At 64.3% G+C, this 19,876-nt stretch carries 18 protein-coding genes; 10 read left to right on the top strand and 8 right to left on the bottom strand.

Going from position 1 to position 19,876, the window contains the following annotated elements; genetic code table 11:
• The first annotated feature begins 163 nt into the window (after positions 1-163).
• On the top strand, positions 164-910 hold the full coding sequence (locus tag ACGYLQ_RS08875) for an SDR family oxidoreductase (protein ID WP_394442209.1): 747 nt from the start codon (positions 164-166) through the stop codon (positions 908-910).
• Between the two features lie 4 nt (positions 911-914).
• On the opposite strand, the gene ACGYLQ_RS08870 is transcribed toward ACGYLQ_RS08875, so the two are convergent.
• The 4 genes from ACGYLQ_RS08870 to ACGYLQ_RS08855 form a co-directional block, all read right to left on the bottom strand.
• The gene (locus ACGYLQ_RS08870; RefSeq protein WP_394442206.1) at positions 915-2,363 is read right to left on the bottom strand and encodes an FAD-binding oxidoreductase; all 1,449 of its coding nucleotides are present in this window, start codon (positions 2,361-2,363) and stop codon (positions 915-917) included.
• 12 nt (positions 2,364-2,375) lie between these two features.
• Positions 2,376-4,082 (bottom strand): thiamine pyrophosphate-binding protein, encoded by a 1,707-nt coding sequence (locus ACGYLQ_RS08865; RefSeq protein ID WP_394442203.1) that lies wholly within the window; start codon positions 4,080-4,082, stop codon positions 2,376-2,378.
• A 31-nt stretch (positions 4,083-4,113) separates the two neighbouring features.
• The gene (locus tag ACGYLQ_RS08860; RefSeq protein ID WP_394442201.1) at positions 4,114-5,988 is read right to left on the bottom strand and encodes a TRAP transporter permease; all 1,875 of its coding nucleotides are present in this window, start codon (positions 5,986-5,988) and stop codon (positions 4,114-4,116) included.
• 134 nt (positions 5,989-6,122) lie between these two features.
• Positions 6,123-7,082 (bottom strand): TAXI family TRAP transporter solute-binding subunit, encoded by a 960-nt coding sequence (locus tag ACGYLQ_RS08855; RefSeq protein WP_067263721.1) that lies wholly within the window; start codon positions 7,080-7,082, stop codon positions 6,123-6,125.
• 253 nt (positions 7,083-7,335) lie between these two features.
• Between ACGYLQ_RS08855 and ACGYLQ_RS08850 the strand changes: the two genes are divergently transcribed.
• From ACGYLQ_RS08850 to ACGYLQ_RS08830, 5 genes are read left to right on the top strand one after another with little or no spacing between them, the layout of a single operon-like run.
• Positions 7,336-8,091 carry a FadR/GntR family transcriptional regulator gene (locus tag ACGYLQ_RS08850; protein ID WP_394442198.1) on the top strand — a complete coding sequence of 252 codons (756 nt, stop codon included), beginning with the start codon at positions 7,336-7,338 and terminating at the stop codon, positions 8,089-8,091.
• Positions 8,088-8,873, top strand: coding sequence for an adenine nucleotide alpha hydrolase (locus tag ACGYLQ_RS08845; RefSeq protein ID WP_394442195.1), 786 nt, complete (start codon positions 8,088-8,090; stop codon positions 8,871-8,873). The genes ACGYLQ_RS08850 and ACGYLQ_RS08845 overlap by 4 nt, the downstream gene beginning before the upstream one ends.
• The gene (gene larB, locus ACGYLQ_RS08840) at positions 8,860-9,561 is read left to right on the top strand and encodes a nickel pincer cofactor biosynthesis protein LarB (RefSeq protein ID WP_394442192.1); all 702 of its coding nucleotides are present in this window, start codon (positions 8,860-8,862) and stop codon (positions 9,559-9,561) included. Before ACGYLQ_RS08845 ends, larB begins: the two co-directional genes overlap by 14 nt.
• 3 nt (positions 9,562-9,564) lie before the next feature.
• Complete coding sequence (locus tag ACGYLQ_RS08835; protein WP_394442190.1) at positions 9,565-10,281, top strand: FadR/GntR family transcriptional regulator; 717 nt, start codon at positions 9,565-9,567, stop codon at positions 10,279-10,281.
• Between the two features lie 25 nt (positions 10,282-10,306).
• Positions 10,307-10,621 (top strand): NIPSNAP family protein, encoded by a 315-nt coding sequence (locus ACGYLQ_RS08830; protein WP_271690331.1) that lies wholly within the window; start codon positions 10,307-10,309, stop codon positions 10,619-10,621.
• Positions 10,622-10,659: 38 nt separating this feature from the next.
• On the opposite strand, the gene ACGYLQ_RS08825 is transcribed toward ACGYLQ_RS08830, so the two are convergent.
• The 3 genes from ACGYLQ_RS08825 to ACGYLQ_RS08815 are packed head-to-tail and all read right to left on the bottom strand — an operon-like array spanning position 10,660 to position 13,963.
• Positions 10,660-11,622, bottom strand: coding sequence for a 2-hydroxyacid dehydrogenase (locus ACGYLQ_RS08825; RefSeq protein WP_394442187.1), 963 nt, complete (start codon positions 11,620-11,622; stop codon positions 10,660-10,662).
• On the bottom strand, positions 11,619-13,160 hold the full coding sequence (locus ACGYLQ_RS08820) for an aldehyde dehydrogenase (NADP(+)) (RefSeq protein WP_394442184.1): 1,542 nt from the start codon (positions 13,158-13,160) through the stop codon (positions 11,619-11,621). Before ACGYLQ_RS08820 ends, ACGYLQ_RS08825 begins: the two co-directional genes overlap by 4 nt.
• Positions 13,157-13,963 (bottom strand): HpcH/HpaI aldolase/citrate lyase family protein, encoded by an 807-nt coding sequence (locus ACGYLQ_RS08815; RefSeq protein WP_394442181.1) that lies wholly within the window; start codon positions 13,961-13,963, stop codon positions 13,157-13,159. Before ACGYLQ_RS08815 ends, ACGYLQ_RS08820 begins: the two co-directional genes overlap by 4 nt.
• A 117-nt stretch (positions 13,964-14,080) precedes the next feature.
• Here ACGYLQ_RS08815 and araD point away from each other — a divergent pair, with 117 nt between their 5' ends.
• From araD to ACGYLQ_RS08800, 3 genes are read left to right on the top strand one after another with little or no spacing between them, the layout of a single operon-like run.
• The gene (araD, locus tag ACGYLQ_RS08810; RefSeq protein ID WP_067267661.1) at positions 14,081-15,823 is read left to right on the top strand and encodes an L-arabinonate dehydratase; all 1,743 of its coding nucleotides are present in this window, start codon (positions 14,081-14,083) and stop codon (positions 15,821-15,823) included.
• A gap of 12 nt (positions 15,824-15,835) precedes the next feature.
• Positions 15,836-16,747: a dihydrodipicolinate synthase family protein gene (locus ACGYLQ_RS08805; protein ID WP_394442178.1), complete on the top strand. Its 912-nt coding sequence runs from the start codon at positions 15,836-15,838 to the stop codon at positions 16,745-16,747.
• Positions 16,744-17,454 carry a ribonuclease activity regulator RraA gene (locus ACGYLQ_RS08800; protein WP_271690337.1) on the top strand — a complete coding sequence of 237 codons (711 nt, stop codon included), beginning with the start codon at positions 16,744-16,746 and terminating at the stop codon, positions 17,452-17,454. The genes ACGYLQ_RS08805 and ACGYLQ_RS08800 overlap by 4 nt, the downstream gene beginning before the upstream one ends.
• A 1-nt stretch (position 17,455) precedes the next feature.
• On the opposite strand, the gene ACGYLQ_RS08795 is transcribed toward ACGYLQ_RS08800, so the two are convergent.
• Positions 17,456-18,232: a GntR family transcriptional regulator gene (locus ACGYLQ_RS08795; RefSeq protein WP_084729401.1), complete on the bottom strand. Its 777-nt coding sequence runs from the start codon at positions 18,230-18,232 to the stop codon at positions 17,456-17,458.
• Between the two features lie 93 nt (positions 18,233-18,325).
• Between ACGYLQ_RS08795 and ACGYLQ_RS08790 the strand changes: the two genes are divergently transcribed.
• Complete coding sequence (locus ACGYLQ_RS08790; protein ID WP_394442175.1) at positions 18,326-19,873, top strand: UxaA family hydrolase; 1,548 nt, start codon at positions 18,326-18,328, stop codon at positions 19,871-19,873.
• Positions 19,874-19,876: the final 3 nt, after the last annotated feature.

Raw genomic sequence — 19,876 nt, 5'->3', positions numbered from 1 at the left:
GGAATAATAGACCGGTCGTCTAGTGCGCTCGCGCGAATGTGAGGCGGCCAAGTTGAACGAGGCGCCAAACCAGAAAATAGCGAAAAAACCTATTCTTGCGCGATCATATATATTAGATTCCACACAACGGCCCGCAGGGCGATGACAGGGATGGAATGAGAAGATGGATCAAAAGATTGCTCTGATAACAGGGGCCGGAAGCGGGGTGGGCCTTGCCTGTGCGCAGCGTTTGGCGAAGGACGGTTTCACCCTCGTGCTCACGGGGCGGCGGCAGGATAAGATCGACGCAGCCTGCGCGACGCTCGACGGGCAGGGGCATATCGCCGTGGCCGCCGATGTGGGCGTCGAGGCGGAGGTCGACGCGCTTTTCGAGCGGGTGGAGACGACCTTTGGGCGGCTGGATCTGCTGTTCAACAATGCCGGGCGCAATGGCTCGGCGGTCGAGGTGGACGGCTTAAGCGTGGCGGAGTGGAACGACATCGTCGCGACCAATCTGACCGGGTCATTCCTCTGCGCCCGCGCGGCTTTTGCCCTGATGAAACGGCAGAGCCCCAAGGGCGGGCGGATCATCAACAACGGCTCGATCAGCGCCCATGTCCCGCGCCCTCTGTCGGTGCCCTATACGGCGACGAAACATGCGATCACCGGGTTGACCCGCGCGCTGTCGCTCGACGGGCGGGCGCATGACATCGCCTGCGGACAGATCGACATCGGCAATGCGGCGAGCGAGATGACCGAGCGGATGGCAGACGGCATTCTGCAACCCAACGGCAGCCGCATGTCCGAGCCGCGCATGGATGTGAACGATGTGGCCGAAACGCTGTCCTACATGGCAAAGCTGTCGCTCGACTCCAATGCCATGTTCGTCACCGTGATGGCCACCAAAATGCCCTTCGCGGGGCGCGGCTAAGCGGTCAAAGCACCTTGCCCGGGTTCATCAAATGGCCCGGGTCGAGGGTGGCCTTGATCTGCGCCATCAACTCCAGCGCGACCGGGTCTTTATACCGGCGCAGCTCGGCGCGTTTAAAGGTGCCGATGCCATGTTCCGCCGAGAAAGAGCCGCCCATCTGGTGCACGATATCATGCACGATCCGGTTGAAGGCCCCGTATTCGGCAAGGAACGCCGCATCCGCCATATCCACCGGGCGCGACAGGTTGAAATGCAGGTTGCCGTCGCCGAAATGGCCAAAGGGGCAGGGTCGCAGGCCGGGCATGTGATCCATACAGGCTTGGGTCGCCTCGCGGATGAAATCTGCCACGCGCGACACCGGGACCGAAACGTCATGTTTGATCGACGCGCCTTCGGGTTTCTGCGCCTCTGACAGGTTCTCTCGCAGCGCCCAAAGCGCGTCTTTCTGCGCCTCCGAGGCGCCGATCACGGCGTCGATGATCTCCTCCGCCTCGAAAGCCGCTTCCAATGCGGTTTCCAGCCGGGCGTCGAGGTCTGTCTGCGCGCCATTGCCGGTGAGTTCGATCAGGCAATAGGCGGGATGCGCCTCGGCCATCGGATCGCTACAGCCGGGCGCGTGGTCGATCACCATTTGCAGGCCCAGCCGGTCGATATACTCGAATGTCGAAAGCGTGTCGGCGGTCTGGCCGCGCATCCGCGCATAGAGCGCGAGCGCCGGATCGGGGCCGGTGCAGGCCACCAGCGCGGTGGCCCGGGCGGTGGGTTTGGGAAAGAGTTTGATCACCGCCGCTGTGATGATGCCAAGCGTGCCTTCGGCGCCGATAAAGAGGTGTTTGAGGTCAAAGCCGGTGTTGTTTTTCCGCAGGCCGTTCAGGTCATTCAGCACCCGGCCATCGGGCAGCACCGCTTCGATCCCCAGCACGAGGTCGCGGGTATTGCCATAGCGCAGCACCGCCGTCCCGCCCGCGTTGGTCGAAAGATTGCCGCCGATCTGGCAGGACCCTTCAGAGGCGAGCGAGAGCGGAAAGAGCGCGTCGACCTCATCCGCCGCCGCTTGGATATTGGCGAGGATGCAGCCCGCCTCGACCGTCATCGTGGCATTGGTCGGATCGACCGCGCGGATACGGTTCAGCCGGTCGGTCGTGAGGATAATGCCGCCATCGGGCACGCCGCCCCCCGCAAGGCCGGTGTTGCCGCCCTGCGGCGTGACCGGCACCTCAGCGGCATGGCACAGACGCATGCAGGCGGCGACCTCTTCGGTTGAGCCGGGGCGGATCAGCGCCAGCGCCGTGCCGCGCCGCAGCCCGCGGTCTTCAATCAGCCGCGCATCGAAATCCTTGGCGTCGGTCACCACATGGGCAGGGCCAATGGCATCGCGCAGCGCATCGAGCAAGGCGGCGTGGTCTTGCGCGTCCGTATCATCTGCGCGGCGCGGCGCGGTCAGGGTCGTCATCTGGGTCATCCTTCAGCGCTGGTCGGCATCGACTTTTTTCTGAGCCGCGGCGCGCAGCTTGCTGATCGTGGTGCGGGTCGAGATCTGCTCGGGGTCGGTCACCAGTTCGATCAGCGCCGGACGGCCACTCTCGCGGGCGCGGGTGAAGGCGGCGGCGAAATCCTCGGTCTTGGTCACCCGTTCGGCATGGGCGCCCAGACCTTCGGCCATCTTTACGAAGTCTTGGTTCTGCAAGGTGGTGCCCGAGATGCGTTCGGGGTGGTCGCGTTCTTGGTGCATGCGAATGGTGCCGTAGATGCCGTTGTTGAACAGCAGCACGATGGGCCGCCCGCCATATTGCGCGGCGGTGGCGAGTTCATTGCCGCTCATCATAAAGCCGCCATCGCCCACAAAGGACAGCGTCAGACGCTCCGGTTCAGCAATCGAGGCCGCGACGGCGGCGGGCACGGAATAGCCCATCGCGCCACAGGTGGAGCCGACGATCCGGCCCGGGCGGCCAAAGCGCAGGAACCGCTGCGCCCAGCCGGTGTGGTTGCCCGCGTCGAGCGTGACCACCACGTCGTCGGGCAGCTCATCGCGCAGTTGCGCAAGGGCCACCCCCATGTCGAGATCCCAGTCGCCGCCATTGGGTGCTTCGGTATCGGTGAGGTAATCGGCATGCAGCTTGTCGCACCAATCGCCCCATGCTTCTGCCCGGCCCAGATCGACGCCGGACAAGGCAGCGGCCACAGCGACGGGCGCCGCCGCGATGCCCAAATCCGGCGAATAGACGCGGCCGATCTCATCCGCCTCCGGATAGAGATGCACCAGGCGGGTCTCGGGGTTGGGCGATTGCATGGTGGTGTAGGTCTTGGTCGTCATCTCGCCCAAACGCGCGCCGATCACGATGAACAAATCCGCTTCGCGTTGATGCGCGTAGAGGCTGGGCGCGGTAGAGGTGCCGAAATCGCCTGCATAGACCGGCGAGAGGTTGTTCACGATGTCCTGTCGCCGGAAAGAGGTGGTGACGGGGATCTTGTTGGCCTCGGCAAAGCGGGTGATGGCCGCCGCACTCTCATCCGACCAGCCGGAGCCGCCGAGCAGCAGCAGGGGCCGTTCGGCCTGCGCGATCTCGGTCTTGAGCATATCGAGGCCATCGGGCGATAGCCCCGCATGGGTGGCCGTATAGGGCCGCGCATCGGCCACGGAAACCACCTCGGTTAGCATGTCTTCGGGCAGGGAGATCACCACCGGGCCGGGGCGGCCCGAGGTCGCCACGCGGAAGGCGCGGGCCATATATTCCGGCACCCGCGCCGGGTCGTCGATCTGGGTGGCCCATTTGGCGATGGGGCCGAACATGGCGCGGTAGTCGACTTCCTGAAAGGCTTCGCGGTCGGTGGTGTCGCGGGCGATCTGGCCAACGAGCAGGATCATCGGCGTGCTGTCTTGCTGCGCGATATGCACCCCGATGGCCGCGTGGCAGGCGCCGGGGCCGCGGGTGACCATACAGATGCCGGGTTTGCCGGTGAGCTTGCCATAGGTCTCGGCCATATTCGCGGCCCCGGCTTCGTGCCGCGCGTTGATCAGGTTGAAACGGTCCTGCACGTCATGCAGCGCGTCCAGCACCTCAAGGTAGCTTTCGCCGGGCACGCAATAGGCGGTGTCGGCGCCGTGGATCAAAAGCTGATCCACAAGGACCTGTCCGCCGGTCCGCGCCTTGAGGGATGTTTTTTGCAGCATGGAGAAGGCTCCGTTTCGTTCGTTCTGAGATTTAAGTATGTGTGGCCGCTTGGCTTTTCGGGCTGGGGTTCCTGGCCTTTTGGAAGGCCAAGATAACGCCCGCGATGACCAGCCCCGAGGCGGTGAGCCGCAGATCGGGATAGATCAGCAAGAGCGACGCCGCGAAAAGCACCACCGACAGCACATTTGACAGTTGGCCAAAGTAGTAGCGTTGCAGGGCGGCGGCCAGCAAGATGACGCCAATGGTGGCCTGCAACAGGACCAAGGTGATTTGGGTGGCCGAACCCTGCATCAGGATCGCCGGTTCATAGACGAACATGAAGGGCACGATAAAGCCGGTCGCCCCGAGTTTCACCGCGGCCCAGCTCGCCTCGACGATCTTGGCGTGCGACAGGGTGTTGGCCGCATAGACCGCCATGGCGACGGGGGGTGTGATGGCCGACAGGATGGCGAAGTAGAACACGAAGAGATGCGCCGCTTCGACCTGCACGCCCAGTTTCACCAGTGCCGGCACCAGCAGGGCGACCTGCACGATATAGGCCGGTGTGGTCGGCATCCCCATGCCAAGGATGATGCCCGCGATCATCGACAGGAAGAGCGCGATGACCAGCGTGTCTTGGGCCGCTTCGATCACGAAGTTCGAGAAGGTCAGGCCAAGGCCGGTGATGTCGATCACGCCGACGACGATGCCCGCACAGGCACAGGCCGCGGCAATCGCCAGCACGTTACGGGCACCGCCTTCGAGCGCTTCGAGGATGTTGTCGACGGTGACGTAATGCCGTGTCGTCTTGCGCAGCGCCGCCACGGGCACGACCGACACAATACCGCAAAGCGCCGCATAGGGGGCCGAATAGCCCAGCATCAACACGCCCACGATGATCGCCAGCGGCAGGAACAGGTGGCCGCGTTCAAGCAGCACGGTTTTCAGCGGCACTTGATCCTCTTTCGGGACCGAACCGATGCCCTTGCGCTTGGCCTCAAAGTGGACCGCAGCGAAGAGGGCCACATAGAACAGGATCGCGGGCGCCAGCGCGTATTTCGCAACCGTGAGGTATCCCACGCCGAGGTATTCGGCCATGACAAAGGCCGCAGCCCCCATGACGGGCGGCATGATCTGCCCCCCGGTCGAGGCCACGGCTTCGACTGCGCCGGAGAAGGCGGGTTTGAACCCCATGCGTTTCATCAGCGGGATGGAGAAGGTGCCGGTCGTCATCACATTGGCTACGGCAGAGCCGGACACCGACCCGAAGAGGCCCGAGGTCACACAGGCCACCTTGGCCGGACCACCGACCTGCCGCCCGGTAAGCGCCACCGCGAAATCCATGAAGAGCTGGCCCACGCCCATCCGCTCGACCAAGGAACCGAAGAGGATGAAAAGCACCATATAGGTCGCGGAAACCGCGATCGGGATGCCGAAGATGCCTTCGGGCGTCATGAACAACTGCTCAAGGATCACCGAGGGCAGGGTCGAGGTGAAGGCGAGGCCGTAGCCGAGAAACAGCAGCGCCGTGATCGGCAGCATCGGCCCCAGCATCCGGCGCGTGGCCTCAAGCAACAGGACGACCAGCGTGATCCCCACCACAATGTCCATCGGCATCAGCGGATCGACGTAGAGAAAGCGCTGCGTGATGTAGTTGAGGTTGAAGGACGGATAGAGCGCCGCGCCCAAGGCAACCAGCCCAAGCACCACGTCATACCAGCGCGGCACATCGTTGCGCAGCCCCTTGCGGTTGACGGTCAGGAAGATCAGCAAAAGCGCCAGAGCGACGTGCACGCCGCGCATGATATAGGGGTTGGGCGGGCCGACGAAGGCGACGTAGAGATGCCACACAGCCATACCGACCAGGATCAGCCTTGCTATGCGGGTAATCAGGGGCATCTTGTCCAGAAGGATCGACAGTTGCATGGGGGTTCTCGCGTCTAGAGTGGAAGGCGGCCTCTGTGTGTCAGCGCGCGGAATGCACGGGGCGCAGGGACCTTATGGATGTGGGCCGGACGAAGCGCTTGGCTCCGACCGACCCGTTTCGTGTCGGAAGGGAATTACATCCCCGAGACGCCACGCTCTGCGTAGAACTCTTTCGCGGCGGGGTGGAAGGGCACGCCGATGTCGGTGGCCATTTCCTCGACCGTCAGGTTCGCCATGGATTTGCTGATCGCGGCGAAGCTGTCGTTGTTGTCGGCAATCGCGGCGAGCACGGATTTGACGATCTCACCGTCATAGTCGCAGGGCGCGACCATATGGGTGTCGTAGCTGATCGCATGCACGGTCTCATCGAAACCGGGGTAGGCGCCTGCCTTGACTTCGCGGCGCTGGAAGGCGGCGTTCTTGTCTTTGAAGTACTGGAAGGTCTCTTCATCCACGTCGATCAGGCGAATCTTGCGGGAGGACGCCAGATCCATGACCGAACCTGTCGGCAGCGACGACCCCAGCGTGAAGAAATCGGCCTGACCGTCTTTCATCTGCGAGGCGGAGTCGGAATAGGAAGTGTTGGCGACGCTGTCGAGGTCATCAAAGGTCATGTCGGCGGTCGACAAAAGCTCGCGTGTCAGGAATTCGCCAGTGTTGCCAAGCTGTTGCGTGGTCAGGCGTTTGCCCTTCATGTCGGCGATCGTCTTGATGCCCGAATCCTCAAGCGCGACGATCTGGAAATACTGCGGATAAAGAATGCCAAGGTTGCAGACATTGGTCGTGGCCTTGCGGAACGGCTCTTTGCCCGACAGGCTATCCACGGTCGAGATCGAGTTGGCGAAGGCGATGCCAAAGCGGCCCGCGTCCACGCCGACCACATTCGACACGCCCGCACCCGGCGTGACGGTGATGTCCATATCGGGGTTCTCACGCTCCACAATCGCCTTGATCGCGCCGCCCACGGGATACCACGACCCGCCCTGCTGGCCGGTCGCCATGACAAAGCTCTGCGCATGGGCGGCGGCGCCTGCGACGGCGAAAAGGATGGTGGCCGCTGTGGTGCGGCGGATCGATTTGAAGAACGGTGACATAGAAACTCCTCCCGAGTTTTGACTGTGTGTCGGCAGCTACTGGATGGGTTCCGGGCTCCCCCCTGACATCCTCTTGCCGTGATCCGCAGACTGCGGGGGAATCTCTAGCCTGTCAATTAAAAATACAAATTTATGGGGATTTCATCTTACTTGTAATGTTGTATTCTGGTTGTAATGCTGGGAATGACCCTACCTTCTGATTATTGACAGCTTGTCATACAGGTGGTCCAATCGGTGAAAAGAAGTTGTTATTATGGCTGCAAATCTTCAGGCGACCGTGCCCCTCGTCGATGGTGCCACGCTAAGCGATCAGGTGACGGAGGTGCTGCGCCACAACGTGGTGAACGGCGTGTGGAACGTGGGCGATGTGCTGCCCTCCGAAACCACATTGGCCAGCGATTTCGACGTGAGCCGCACGGTGATCCGCGAGGCGGTGTCGCGCCTCAAGGCCGAAGGCATGTTGTCGAGCCGTCAGGGCCGGGGGGCCTTTGTCGCCAGCGACCGGCCCCGTCAGGGCTTTGCGATTCCTGAACGTGACATGGAAAGCCAGCGCAAGCTCGAACAGATCCTAGAGCTGCGCATGGGGCTTGAGATCGAAGCCGCTGCCATCGCCGCCGCCCGCGCCACCCCAGAGGCCCGCGCGGAGATTGAGCGTGCCGCCGCCGCCTATGATCAAAGCAACAAGATCGGTGGGCCGGCAGTGGCGGCAGGGGTCACTGCCGACCTCGATTTTCACCGCGCGGTTTGCGAGGCGACGGGCAACAGCTATTACCTCAGCCTGTTCAACTATCTTGTCGCCAGCCTGCGCGAGACGATGCTGGCCGGGCGGCTGCAAGCGTTGAAACGCGGTGGCGAAAGCCGGGATGCGATACAGGAACACTACGACATCGCAGCCTCTATCCTTGAGGGTGACGCGGAACGCGCCCGCCAGCGGATGCGCGACCACCTCCAGATGTCGAGCGGGCGGCTCTTGGCACAGCTCAAGACCGAGGACGGGCTGGCAGAGTGACCATTCCTGCCGCCCTCCACGCCGCCCTCGCGCGGCCCGCCTCACTGACCATCGCGCTCAGCGGGGGGATCGACAGCCTGACGCTCTCGGCCGCTGCGGCCAAGGTGCGCGGCGCGGCGGGCGTGACGCTTTGCCATGCGGTCTCACCCGCCGTTCCGGCGGCGGCAACCGCGCGGGTGAAGGATTTCGCCACCGAATGGGACCTGCCGCTGAAGCTGGTTGACGCGGGGGAGTTCGCCGATCCCGCCTATCGCGCCAACCCGTTCAATCGCTGTTATTTCTGCAAGTCGAACCTCTATGGCACCTTGGCGCGGATGGGGCCGCTGGTGGCGGCGGGCACCAATACCGATGATCTGTCGGACTACCGCCCCGGCCTGCAAGCCGCGGCGGAACACGGCGTGCTGCACCCTTTCGTTGAGGCGCAGATGTCCAAGTCGGATGTGCGCGCCTTGGCCCGCGCACTTGGGCTGGGGGATCTGGCGGAACTGCCAGCCGCCCCCTGTTTGGCCAGCCGGATCGAGACCGGTCTGCGGGTGGAGCCGGCGAATCTGGCGGTGATCGACCGGGTAGAGACCCTGCTGCGTGCAGAGTTGGGCAATATCACCCTGCGCTGCCGTCTGCTGCGTGGGGGCTGGGTGGTGGAGCTTGATCCGTCTGTTTACGAAGACCTCTCCGCCCAGAAACGTGCAGCGATATTGACGCAGGTTCGGCAGGCCACGGATGACGGGCGCGCGGTCGATCTGCGGGCCTATTCAAGAGGAAGTGCATTTGTCCATCACTAAGACCGGCCCCGACGGGCATCCAGACGTGACCTTTGACCGGGGCCGCGGGGGGCGTATCGGCATCGAAGAGGCCGTGCTTTGTGAGCATAAGTCGGTGGCGCAGATCGCCGCGATCATCGGCGATGCGGCGGCAGAGGGGCGCAGGCTGTTGCTGACCCGGCTGACGGCAGAGCAGTTTGCCTCCCTGCCCGCCGACGCGGCGCAACAGGTCGATTACTGCGCCGCCTCGCGCACTGCCATTTTGGGAGAGATCGGGTCCTTGGCCAGCACCCCGCGCATCGCCCTCGTCAGTGCGGGCACCTCTGATTACGCCCCCATGGCCGAGGCGCGGCGCACGCTGGCCTATGGCGGGATGGCGGCGACCGAGGTTTCGGACGTGGGCGTGGCCGGGCTGTGGCGTCTGCTCGCGCGGGAAGAGTTGCTGCGCGAGATGGACGTGGTCATCGTCTTTGCCGGGATGGACGCGGCCTTGCCTTCGGTCGTGGCGGGGCTGGTGCCGGGGGTGGTCATTGGTGTGCCGACCTCCGTCGGCTATGGTGTCGCCCGCGGCGGGAGGGTCGCGCTCGATTCGATACTCGCCAGCTGCGCACCGGGGGTGACGGTGGTGAACATCGACAACGGCTATGGGGCCGCAACATCGGCGCTGCGGCTGGCCAATATGATGCGCCGCGCCGCGGCGGGAGGGTAGCCGGTGACAGCACCGAAACTGAAGATCAAGAAACGGCAGACTTTGGCCGACCAGCTCTACGGGCAGGTCCTTGAGCAGATCGTGTCTAACAAGCTGGTGCAGGGAGAAAAGCTGCCTTCGGAGAACCAGATCGCCACCGCCTTTGGCGTGTCGCGGCCCGTGGTGCGTGAGGCGCTGCGCAAGCTGCAAGAGGACGGTCTGGTCGAAGCGCGGCGCGGCGTGGGCACCTTCGTGCGGCGGCGGCCTTCGGAAAAGCTGATCGAATATGCCACGGCGGGTTCCGTCGCCGGGCTGATGCGCGCGATGGAGGCGCGGATCACGATCGAAAAGGCCACCGCCCGCATGGCCGCGCAGCGCGCCAGCCCCAAGGATATCGCCCGGATCGAGGCAGCCTTGCAGACGCTGGAGGCATCGATGCAGGCGCGCGACCCGTCCTTTGACGCCGATTTCCAATTCCACCGCGCCATCGCGGCGGCTTCGGGCAATGAGGTTTTCGTGCAGATGCTGGATTGCGCCCGCGGTTCGATCGAACAGGGGATCGACGTGGCGCAAAAGCTGACGCGCCAAGGCTCCCAGGCGCGGATCGACGTGGTGATCAGCGAACATCGGCAAATCCTCGAAGCGATCCGCGCGGGCGACAGCGAAGTCGCAGGCGTGTCGATGGCCTATCACCTTTTGCAGGCGCGGGCCCGGATCACCGACCACGCCGGTATCGCATGACCCAAGCAAGCAGAAAGACCACCCCATGATCTACGACCACCGCACCTATTGCTGCCGCCCCGGCACGATCAAGAAACACCTCGCGCTCTATGCCGAATTCGGCTTTCCGGCGCAGCGCCGCATCCTGGGCGAGCCGGTGATCTATGCGCAGGTCGAGACGGGCGACGTGAATTCCTTCGTGCATATCTGGGCCTATAAGGACGCTGCCGACCGTGCCGCCCGTCGGGCGCAGATGGCGGCGGATCCTGAGTGGCAGGCCTATCTCAAGAAAAGCGCCGAGGCGGGGTATTTGGTGAGCCAGACCAATAAGATCCTGATGCCCGTGCCGCTAGAGGGTTAAGCCGCGCCCCGGCCTGAGAGGTCAGGCCGGGGCAGTCTTCAGGTCACGAGGCAGGCCTCGTCGATGCCGCGCCCTTCGTGGAAGGCGCGGATGTTGCCCGCCCAATGGCCGACCATGCGCCTGAGGTTGTCCTCACTATGGCCGCCGATATGCGGCAGCGGCAGGACGTTATCGAGACGTAGCAGCGGGTTGTCCGGCTCCACCGGTTCTTGGGTAAAGACATCCAGTGCCGCCCCGGCGATACGCTTGTGGGTCAACGTGTCGATCAGGACCGCCTCGTCGATCAGCCCGCCGCGCCCGGTGTTCACCAAGAGGGCATCCGATTTCATTCGCGTCAGTTCATCCGCCCCAATAGTGTGGTGTGACGCATCGGTCAGCGGCATGTGCAGGCTGACGATATCGCAGGTTTCAAGGATTTCATCGCGGTCTGCATAGCGCGCGCTGGTGCCTTCGGCGGGCCCCGAGCGGCGATAGTAGAGCACCTCGCAGTCAAAGCCCGTCAGCCGTTTCGCGACAAGCTGCCCAATGGCGCCAAAGCCGATCAGCCCGACCTTCTGACTGCTGAGATCCCGCGCCCCGGGGACGATTTCGGGCACGATCCATTTGCCCGCGCGGGTGTTGTTGTAGTGCAGCGGAATGCGGCGCAGCGCGGAGATCATCATGCCGATGGTCAGATCCGCGATGGTGGGCGCGTTGACCCCGGGGCTGCGCGCGACCGGAACACCCATCTCGCGCGCGACATCCAAGGGGATTTTGTCATACCCGGTGCCCCATTGATGCACGAGGCGCACGCTATCGGCCCCCCGCAAGACCTCAGCCGGAAGCCCCCGCCCGCGTGGGACGATATAGGCTGCCCCCTTTACCGCTTCGGCAAAGTCCGCTTCCGAGAAAGAGGCCGCAAAGCGCAGGTCGAGCCCTTCGGCATAGCCGCGCACCTTGTCTTGCATGTCCTGCGGCATCGCGTCGAGCACGGCGACGGGGCCGATCAACCCGCCGCTCATGCCGAGGCTCCGCGCAGGTCTTCGGGCAATAGCGCCTCGGGCAGGTTTTGGTAGGACACGGGCCGCAGGAAGCGGCGGATCGCCATGGTGCCGACGGAAGTCGCGCCAAAGTTGGTAGAGGCCGGGTAGGGGCCGCCATGCACCATGGCGTCACAAACCTCGACCCCGGTGGGGAAGCCGTTCACCAGCACCCGGCCCGCCTTGCGTTCAAGGATGGGCATCAGCGCCTTGGCGGCGTCGGTGTCACCCTCGTCCATCTGGAGCGTCGCGGTCAATTGCCCCTCGAACCCTTTGGCGAGCTCTTGCATCTCATCGCCCGAGGACACCCGCAGCACCAGTCCCAAGGGGCCAAAGACCTCCTCCCCAAGCGCGTGGTCTTGCAGGTAGGTATCGGCGTCGGTTTCAAACAGGTTCGGCTGGGCGGCGCGGCCGTCGCTGTCGGTGCTGACCAGCGCGCGGACGGCGTTGCGCCCGGTGAAACGTTCCTTGCCGTCGCGGTAGGCTTGGGCGATGCCGTCGGTCAGCATGACCTGCGGGCCGACCTGCTCAAGCGCCTCTTTCGCGGCGGCGACGAATGCGTCGCCTTCGGCCCCTTTGGCCACGACCGCGATGCCGGGGTTGGTGCAGAACTGCCCCGCGCCCATGGTCAGCGACCCGGCCCAGCCAGCGCCGATTTCCGCGCCGCGGTTTCGGGTGGCCTCGGCCAGAACGAACATCGGGTTCACCGATCCCAACTCGCCAAAGAAGGGGATCGGCTCGGGGCGTTGGGCGCAGAGATCAAAGAGTGCGCGCCCCCCGCCGAGCGATCCGGTAAAGCCCACGGCCTTGATCAGCGGGTGCTGCACCAGCGTCTGCCCCACCTCGCGGCTGTTGGCGTGGATCAGAGAGAAGACGCCGGGGTGGATGTCGCATTTCTGGATCGCCGCGTGGATCGCTTCGGCGACGATCTCCCCCGTGCCAGGGTGGGCGGAGTGGCCCTTGACCACGACCGGGCAGCCCGCCGCCAGCGCCGCGGCGGTGTCGCCGCCCGCGGTGGAGAAGGCCAGCGGGAAGTTCGACGCGCCGAAGACTGCAACCGGCCCGATGGGGCGCTGGATCATGCGGATGTCGGGGCGCGGCATCGGCTGGCGTTCGGGCAGGGCGCCGTCAACGCACCGGTCGAGATGCGCGCCTTTGCGGATGTGATCGGCAAAGAGGCGCAGCTGCCCGGTTGTCCGACCCCGTTCGCCCTGAAGACGGGCTTCGGGCAGGCCGGATTCGCGTGTGCCGATCTCGGTAATGGTCTCGGCGCGGGCCTCCATCTCATCCGCGATGGTGTCGAGGAAGGCGGCGCGGGTCTCGCGGCTGGTATGGGCGTAGGACCAAAAAGCCTCCTCCGCCGCTTGGCAGGCCCGGTCGACATGGGCCGGGGTGCCGCTTTGGAATTGGTCGCTTTCGCCGGTGGCGGGGGAATTGGCGAAGGTCTCTCCGCCGCCGACCCATTCGCCGGCGATCAGATGCTTGCCGTGGGGGTGAAATCTCTTGCTGTCCGCGGTCATGATCCATCCTTATGGGTTTGCTGTGTCAAAGTGGGGGTGGGCTGCGCCATGGTCTGCACCAGCGCATCCATCTGCCGCGTGAGCAGCCAAGCGTCGCCTGCGATGGCGACGAATTCGATACCCTCATCAAAGTACCGTTGCGCAAGATCGGCACCATAGCCGAGGATGCCCGCAGGCAGCCCGGCGGCATGGATGGCCGCGACCGCCTCGCGGATTTTGTCTTGGACATCGGGGTGCATCGGGTTGCCGGTATGGCCCATCGCAGAGGAGAGGTCCCCCGGCCCGATAAAGATCGCATCGACCCCCGGCACGGCGGCGATGGCGGGGATTTCGGCCACCGCTTCGGGGGTTTCGACCTGCACGATCACGCATTGCGCCTCTGCATAGGTGCTGAGGTAATCGGTTTGCCGCGCGTAATCATTGGCGCGGATCGTGGCCGAGATGCCGCGCAGCCCTTCGGGCGGGTAGCGGGTCCATGATACGGCTTGGCGGGCGGCCTCGGCAGTCTGGATCATCGGGAACATCAGGTTGCGCACGCCGATATCCAGCAGCCGTTTGGTCATCGTCTGATCGGAAGAGGGCATCCGCACGATCATCTGCGCATCGGGATTGGCACTGCCTGCCGCGCGCAGATGGTCGGTGATTTGGCTGAGATCGTTGGGCGCATGCTCCATATCCAACAACAACCAGTCGATCCCGCTGCCCGCCGCGATCTCGGTCACCGTAGGAGAGCAAAGCGAGAGCCAAAAGCCCGACAGGCGGCTGCCGGGGCGGAGCGTGTGTTTCAGTGGTTTTGCCGACATTTTCGCGGCTCCTCCCTCAAATGGTATCGACAACTGGGGTGATACGGTAATATATCAGTTCGAGCAAGATGTGTTTTCCAACCTTTTTGCGATGATGTTTTAGCTGGCGAGGATTCCATGACCGAGACCAAGAAAACCGCCGATCAGCTGCGCAGCGCGCGCTGGTTCGCCCCCGACGATCTGCGCAGCTTTGGCCATCGGTCGCGCATGATGCAGATGGGTCTGGGCCCCGAGGATTGGGAGGGGCGCCCGGTGATCGGCATCCTGAACACTTGGTCCGAGATGAACCCCTGCCACCTTCATTTTCGCGACCGCGCGGAGGACGTGAAGAAAGGAATCGCGCAGGCCGGGGGGCTGGGGCTTGAGATCCCGACGATCTCGATCGACGAGAGCTTCACCAAGCCGACTTCGATGCTCTACCGCAATATGATCGCGATGGAGACCGAAGAGACGATCCGCTCGCACCCGCTTGACGGAGTAGTCCTCATGGGCGGCTGTGACAAATCCACGCCCGGTCTGACCATGGGCGCGATCAGCGCAGGCGTGCCGTTCATCTTTTTGCCCGCGGGGCCGATGCTGCGGGGCAATTACGCGGGCCGGGCGCTTGGCTCTGGCTCGGACGCCTGGAAGTTCTGGGACGAGCGCCGCGCGGGCACGATCTCAGCCGAGGAATGGGTCGGCGTCGAAGGCGGCATTGCGCGGTCCTACGGGCATTGCATGACGATGGGCACCGCCTCCACCATGACCGCGATTGCCGAGGCGATGGGGCTGACCCTGCCGGGGGCGACCTCGATCCCCGCTGCGGATGCGGGCCACAAACGGATGAGCGCCTCTTGCGGGCGGCGCATTGTCGATATGGTTTGGGAGGACCTGACGCCCGACAAGATCATCACCCCCGCCGCCGTGCAAAACGCGGCGACCGTGGCGATGGCGACGGGCTGTTCGACCAATGCGGTGGTGCATCTCTTGGCCATGGCGCGCCGCGCCGGTGTGGCGCTGGAGTTGAGCGATCTCGACGCTCTGGGCCGCATCACGCCGCTGATCGCCAATATCCGCCCCTTGGGCAGCAGCGAATATCTGATGGAAGATTTCTACTTCGCGGGCGGGCTGCGGGCGCTGATGGACCAGTTGGGCGACAAGCTTGACCGGTCGGCCATCACCTGCACCGGCAAACCGCTGGAGGAGGGGATTGCGAATGCGCCTGTCTATAATGACGACGTGATCCGGCCCCTGTCGAACCCGGTTTATAAAGAAGGCTCGCTTGCCGTGCTCAAGGGCAACCTTTGCCCCAATGGCGCGGTGATCAAACCGGCGGCCTGCGATCCAAAATTCCACCACCACGAAGGTCCGGCGTTGGTCTTTGACAGCTACCCCGAGATGAAGGCCGCGATCGATGACGAGAACCTCGATGTGACGCCCGACCATGTGCTGGTGCTGCGCAACGCAGGGCCGCAGGGCGGGCCGGGGATGCCGGAATGGGGGATGCTGCCGATGCCCAAGGCGCTTCTGAAACAGGGGCACCGCGACATGCTGCGGATCTCGGATGCGCGGATGTCGGGCACCTCTTACGGCGCTTGCATCCTGCATGTCGCGCCGGAGTCTTTCGTGGGCGGGCCGCTGGCGCTGCTGAAAACGGGGGACATCGTGCGCATGGATCTTGAGGCGCGCACCCTCGACATGCTGGTGGATGAGGACGAACTCGCCGCCCGCCGCGCCGCGTGGAAAGCGCCGGAGCCACGGTTCGAGCGGGGCTGGGGCTACATGTTCCAGCGCCATGTGGGGCAGGCCGATCAGGGCTGCGACTTCGACTATCTCACCGCGGCCTTCGGCCAAGCGGCGGGCGAGCCGGATATCTTCTGAGAGGGGCTGGCAATGACACATGATCTATCGAAAGCGCTTACCGGCATCTCGGGCATCCTCGTGACGCCCTATGACGCGGGCGGAGAGATCGCGCCGCGCAAGCTGGCGCCGATCATTGACCGCGCGCTTGCCGCCGGGGTGCATATCCCGGTGGTGAACGGCAATACCGGCGAATATTACGCGCTGACCAATGATGAGGCCTGCACCATGGTACGCGAGGTGGCGCAGATGGTCGATGGGCGCGCGCCGCTGCTTGCGGGTGTCGGGCGCGGCATTCGCGATGCCTGCGCGCTGGCCAAGGCAAGCGCCGAGGCGGGGGCGGATGCGCTGATGATCCACCAACCGCCCGATCCCTTCGTCTCCCCCCGCGGTACGGTCGATTATGTGCGCGCGGTGCGGGATGCCTCGGGCGGGCTGCCGGTGATGCTGTACCTGCGCAATGACGCGATGGGGCCCGAGGGCATCGCGCGGCTGTGCGAGGTCGACGGGGTGAAGGGCGTCAAATGGGCCACGCCGAACCCCTTGAACCTTGCCCGCGCGATCGAAGCGGCGCCGAAAGACATTGTCTGGGTCGGCGGTCTGGCCGAGGTCTGGGCGCCGCCGCTCTATGCCGTGGGGGCGCGGGGCTTCACCTCGGGCCTTATCAACGTCTGGCCCGAGCGCTCGGTCGCCATCCACGCGGCACTCGATGCGGGCAACTACGGCGAAGCGAACCGCCTCATCGCCGGGATGCGCGCCTTTGAGGACATCCGCGCGGAAGAGCATAACGGCACCAATGTCACCGGCGTCAAAGCGGCTCTCATGGCCATCGGACAGGATTGCGGCCCCACGCGCCCGCCGTCCGCATGGCCGCTGACGGAACAGCAGCAGGCGGTGTTGGATCAATTCGTGAAAGACAATCAACTGAAGGGAGAGGCGGCATGAGCCCCGAACTACGCGAGAAACTCCAAGCGGTCTCGGTCGCGACATTGGCGACGGCGCTGTATAAGCGTGGGCTGCGCAATCAGGTGGTGCAGGGGGTCGGCCCCGTGGCCGCCAAGGGGCGCAACATGGTCGGCCCTGCCTTTACCCTGCGCTATATGCCCGCCCGCGAAGACCGCAACCAACTGGTCGAATTCCGCAATCCCGAGCATCCGCAGCGCGTCGCGATCGAGACCTGCCCCGAGGGCCATGTGCTGGTGATGGACAGCCGCAAGGATGCCCGCGCCGCCAGCGCCGGTGACATCCTGATCACCCGGCTGATGATGCGCGGCGCGGCGGGTGTGGTGACCGACGGGGGCCTGCGCGATGCCGCGACCATCGGCGCGCTTGAGATCCCCGCCTATCACGCGCGGCCCTCCAGCCCCACGAACCTGACGCTGCATGAGGCGATTGAGATCAACTGCCCCGTGGGCTGCGGCGATGCCCCGGTCTTTCCCGGTGATATCGTGGTGGGCGACGACGACTGCGTTATCATCATCCCCGCGGATATTGCCGAAGAGGTGGCCGAAGAGGCTGTCGAGATGACCGCCTATGAGGATTTCGTGGTGGAGCAGGTCAAAGATGGCGCCGGGATCATCGGGCTCTACCCCGGCACCAAGCAAGAGAACCTTGATAAGTTCGCCGCGTGGCGCAAGGCCAACAACCGCTGACTTAAGGCTTTTCCGGGGTGAAATACTCCGGGAACGCCGCCCGTTTCTCGGTCATCCGGTCGACGGTGCGTTGCAGGTGCTGGCGCAGCGCCTCCATCGCCGCGGGCGCATCGCCCGCTTCGATCCCGTCGAGGATGCGGCTGTGGCCGCCGATCACGTCCTTGTTGTTCAGAATGCGTCCCGCCTCATCAATGTCGTCCAAATGCAGGCGGCGCAGGCGTTCCAAATGGCCCGCATGGCTGCGCATGATGCGCTGGCTCTGCACATGACCCGCCGCCACGAAGAGGGTCTGGTGAAACACCTCGTCCAATTCCTGAAAGGTCGGCACATCGCCGGGCTGGTCCGAGATGCTGCTTTGCAAGGCAACGATGCTGCGCAAACGGGTGAGGGCTTCGGGCGCGATCTCATCGGCCAAACGGCGCACGACTTCTGTCTCAAGCGCGATGCGCATGAACTGCGCTTCGCGGATTGCCGACATATCGATCGGTGTGACCAGCGTGCGCGATTGCGGGTAGATCTTGACCAGCCCTTCTTTGGCCAGCTGTTGCAGCGCATCGCGCAGCGGCGTCAGGCTGACGCCATGGGTCTCGGCCAGTTCGGCACGCAACAGCGGTGTGCCGGGCGGCAGGTCGAGCCTTACGATCTGATCGCGCAGCGTGGCGTAAACCCCGCGCCCCGTCGGCCCGCCCTCGAACAGTCCCAAGTCGGCCCCGCCGCCAAGGATGCTTTTGGCAAGGGTCTGTGCGCTCTGCGCGGCGGGTTTCTTCGATGCGGTCATGCGGGCTCTTCCATAGCTGTTAAATCTAATATATCAGTTAATGACATCTTACCGAAGCGGTTTTTTCGACACCCAAGGGAGGGGGAGCATCCGATGGACAGCCAGACCATGCAAGAGGACAGACGCGCAAAGGTGATGCTGCTATCACCGACGGATAACGTGGTCGTGGCAACCGCGGCGGTTCCCCGTGGCGCGGTATTGCCGCAAGACGGGCTGCGTGCCAACCATGATACGCCCCAAGGTCACAAGATCGCGATCCGCCCGATCCAGCGCGGCGCGCCGATCCTAAAATTCGACACGGTGATCGGCTATGCGGCAGAAGAGATCGCCGCAGGCGATTGGTTGCACAGCCATAACATCAAGTTCGACGCGGTTGACAAAGACTATGCCTTCGCCCGCGATTATACCCCGACCAAGCTGCTGCCACCGCAAGAGCGCGCCCAGTTCATGGGCATCCGCCGCGCCAATGGCCGGGTGGGCACGCGCAACTACATCGGGCTTTTCGTCACCGTGAATTGCTCAGCCACCGTGGCGCGTAAGATCGCCAATTACTTCGACGAAGAGCGGATGGAGGCATGGGAGAACGTCGACGGGGTGATCCCCTTCATCCACGAATCCGGTTGCGGGATGGAGCTTACGGGCGAGCCGATGGACCTGCTGCGCCGCACGCTCTCGGGCTATATCCGCCACCCCAATCTGGCCGGTGCCGTGGTCCTGTCGCTGGGTTGCGAGCGCAACAACCTCGCCCAGTTCTTTGAAGAGGAGGGGTTGGCCGAGGGCAAGATGCTGCGCTGCGTCACCATGCAACATGTCGGCGGCACGGCCCGCGCGATTGCCGAAGGCAAAGAGGCGGTGCGCGAAATGCTGGATCAGGCCAATGCCGTCCGGCGTGAGCCCTGTTCGGCGGAACATATCACCATCGGGATGCAATGCGGCGGGTCGGACGGGCTTTCGGGGCTCTCGGCCAACCCCGGTCTGGGGGCGGCGGCGGATATCCTCGTGCGCAACGGCGGCACGGCGATCCTTTCGGAAACGCCCGAGATTTTCGGCGTCGAACACCTGCTGACCCGCCGCGCCCGCAGTGAAGCGGTGGGCCGCAAGCTGGTCGAACGCATGGATTGGTGGCTGGACTATACCAAGGGCCGCGACACGCAGATCAACGGCGTTGTCAGCCCCGGAAATCAGGCGGGCGGGCTGGCGAATGTGCTGGAAAAATCGCTCGGCGGGGCCAAGAAAAGCGGCAGCACGGGGCTGATGGAGGTCTACCGCTATGCCGAACCCGTGACGCAAAAGGGGTTGGTCTTCATGGATACGCCCGGCTTCGATCCCGTCTCGGCCACCGGGCAGATCGCGGGGGGCGCGAACCTGATCTGCTTTACCACCGGGCGCGGGTCTTGCTTTGGCTCTTACCCCTCACCGACGATCAAGCTCGCCTCCAACACGCCGATGTTCACCAAGATGCAGGACGATATGGACATCAACTGTGGCACCGTGATCGACGGGGAGCAGAGCCTAGAGGAGTTGGGCCAAAGGATCTTCGAGCGCATCCTCGCCATCGCCTCGGGGGAGCCGAGCAAGTCCGAAGCGCTCGGCGTGGGCGAAGAGGAATTCGCGCCTTGGCCGATTGGGGTCACGGGGTAACAG

The organism is Sulfitobacter sp. 1A12779 (assembly GCF_043557315.1).
In the GTDB taxonomy this organism is placed as follows: domain Bacteria; phylum Pseudomonadota; class Alphaproteobacteria; order Rhodobacterales; family Rhodobacteraceae; genus Sulfitobacter; species Sulfitobacter faviae.
The sequence above is the reverse complement of the archived record's forward strand: the minus strand, read 5'-3'. Positions and strand labels throughout refer to the sequence as shown.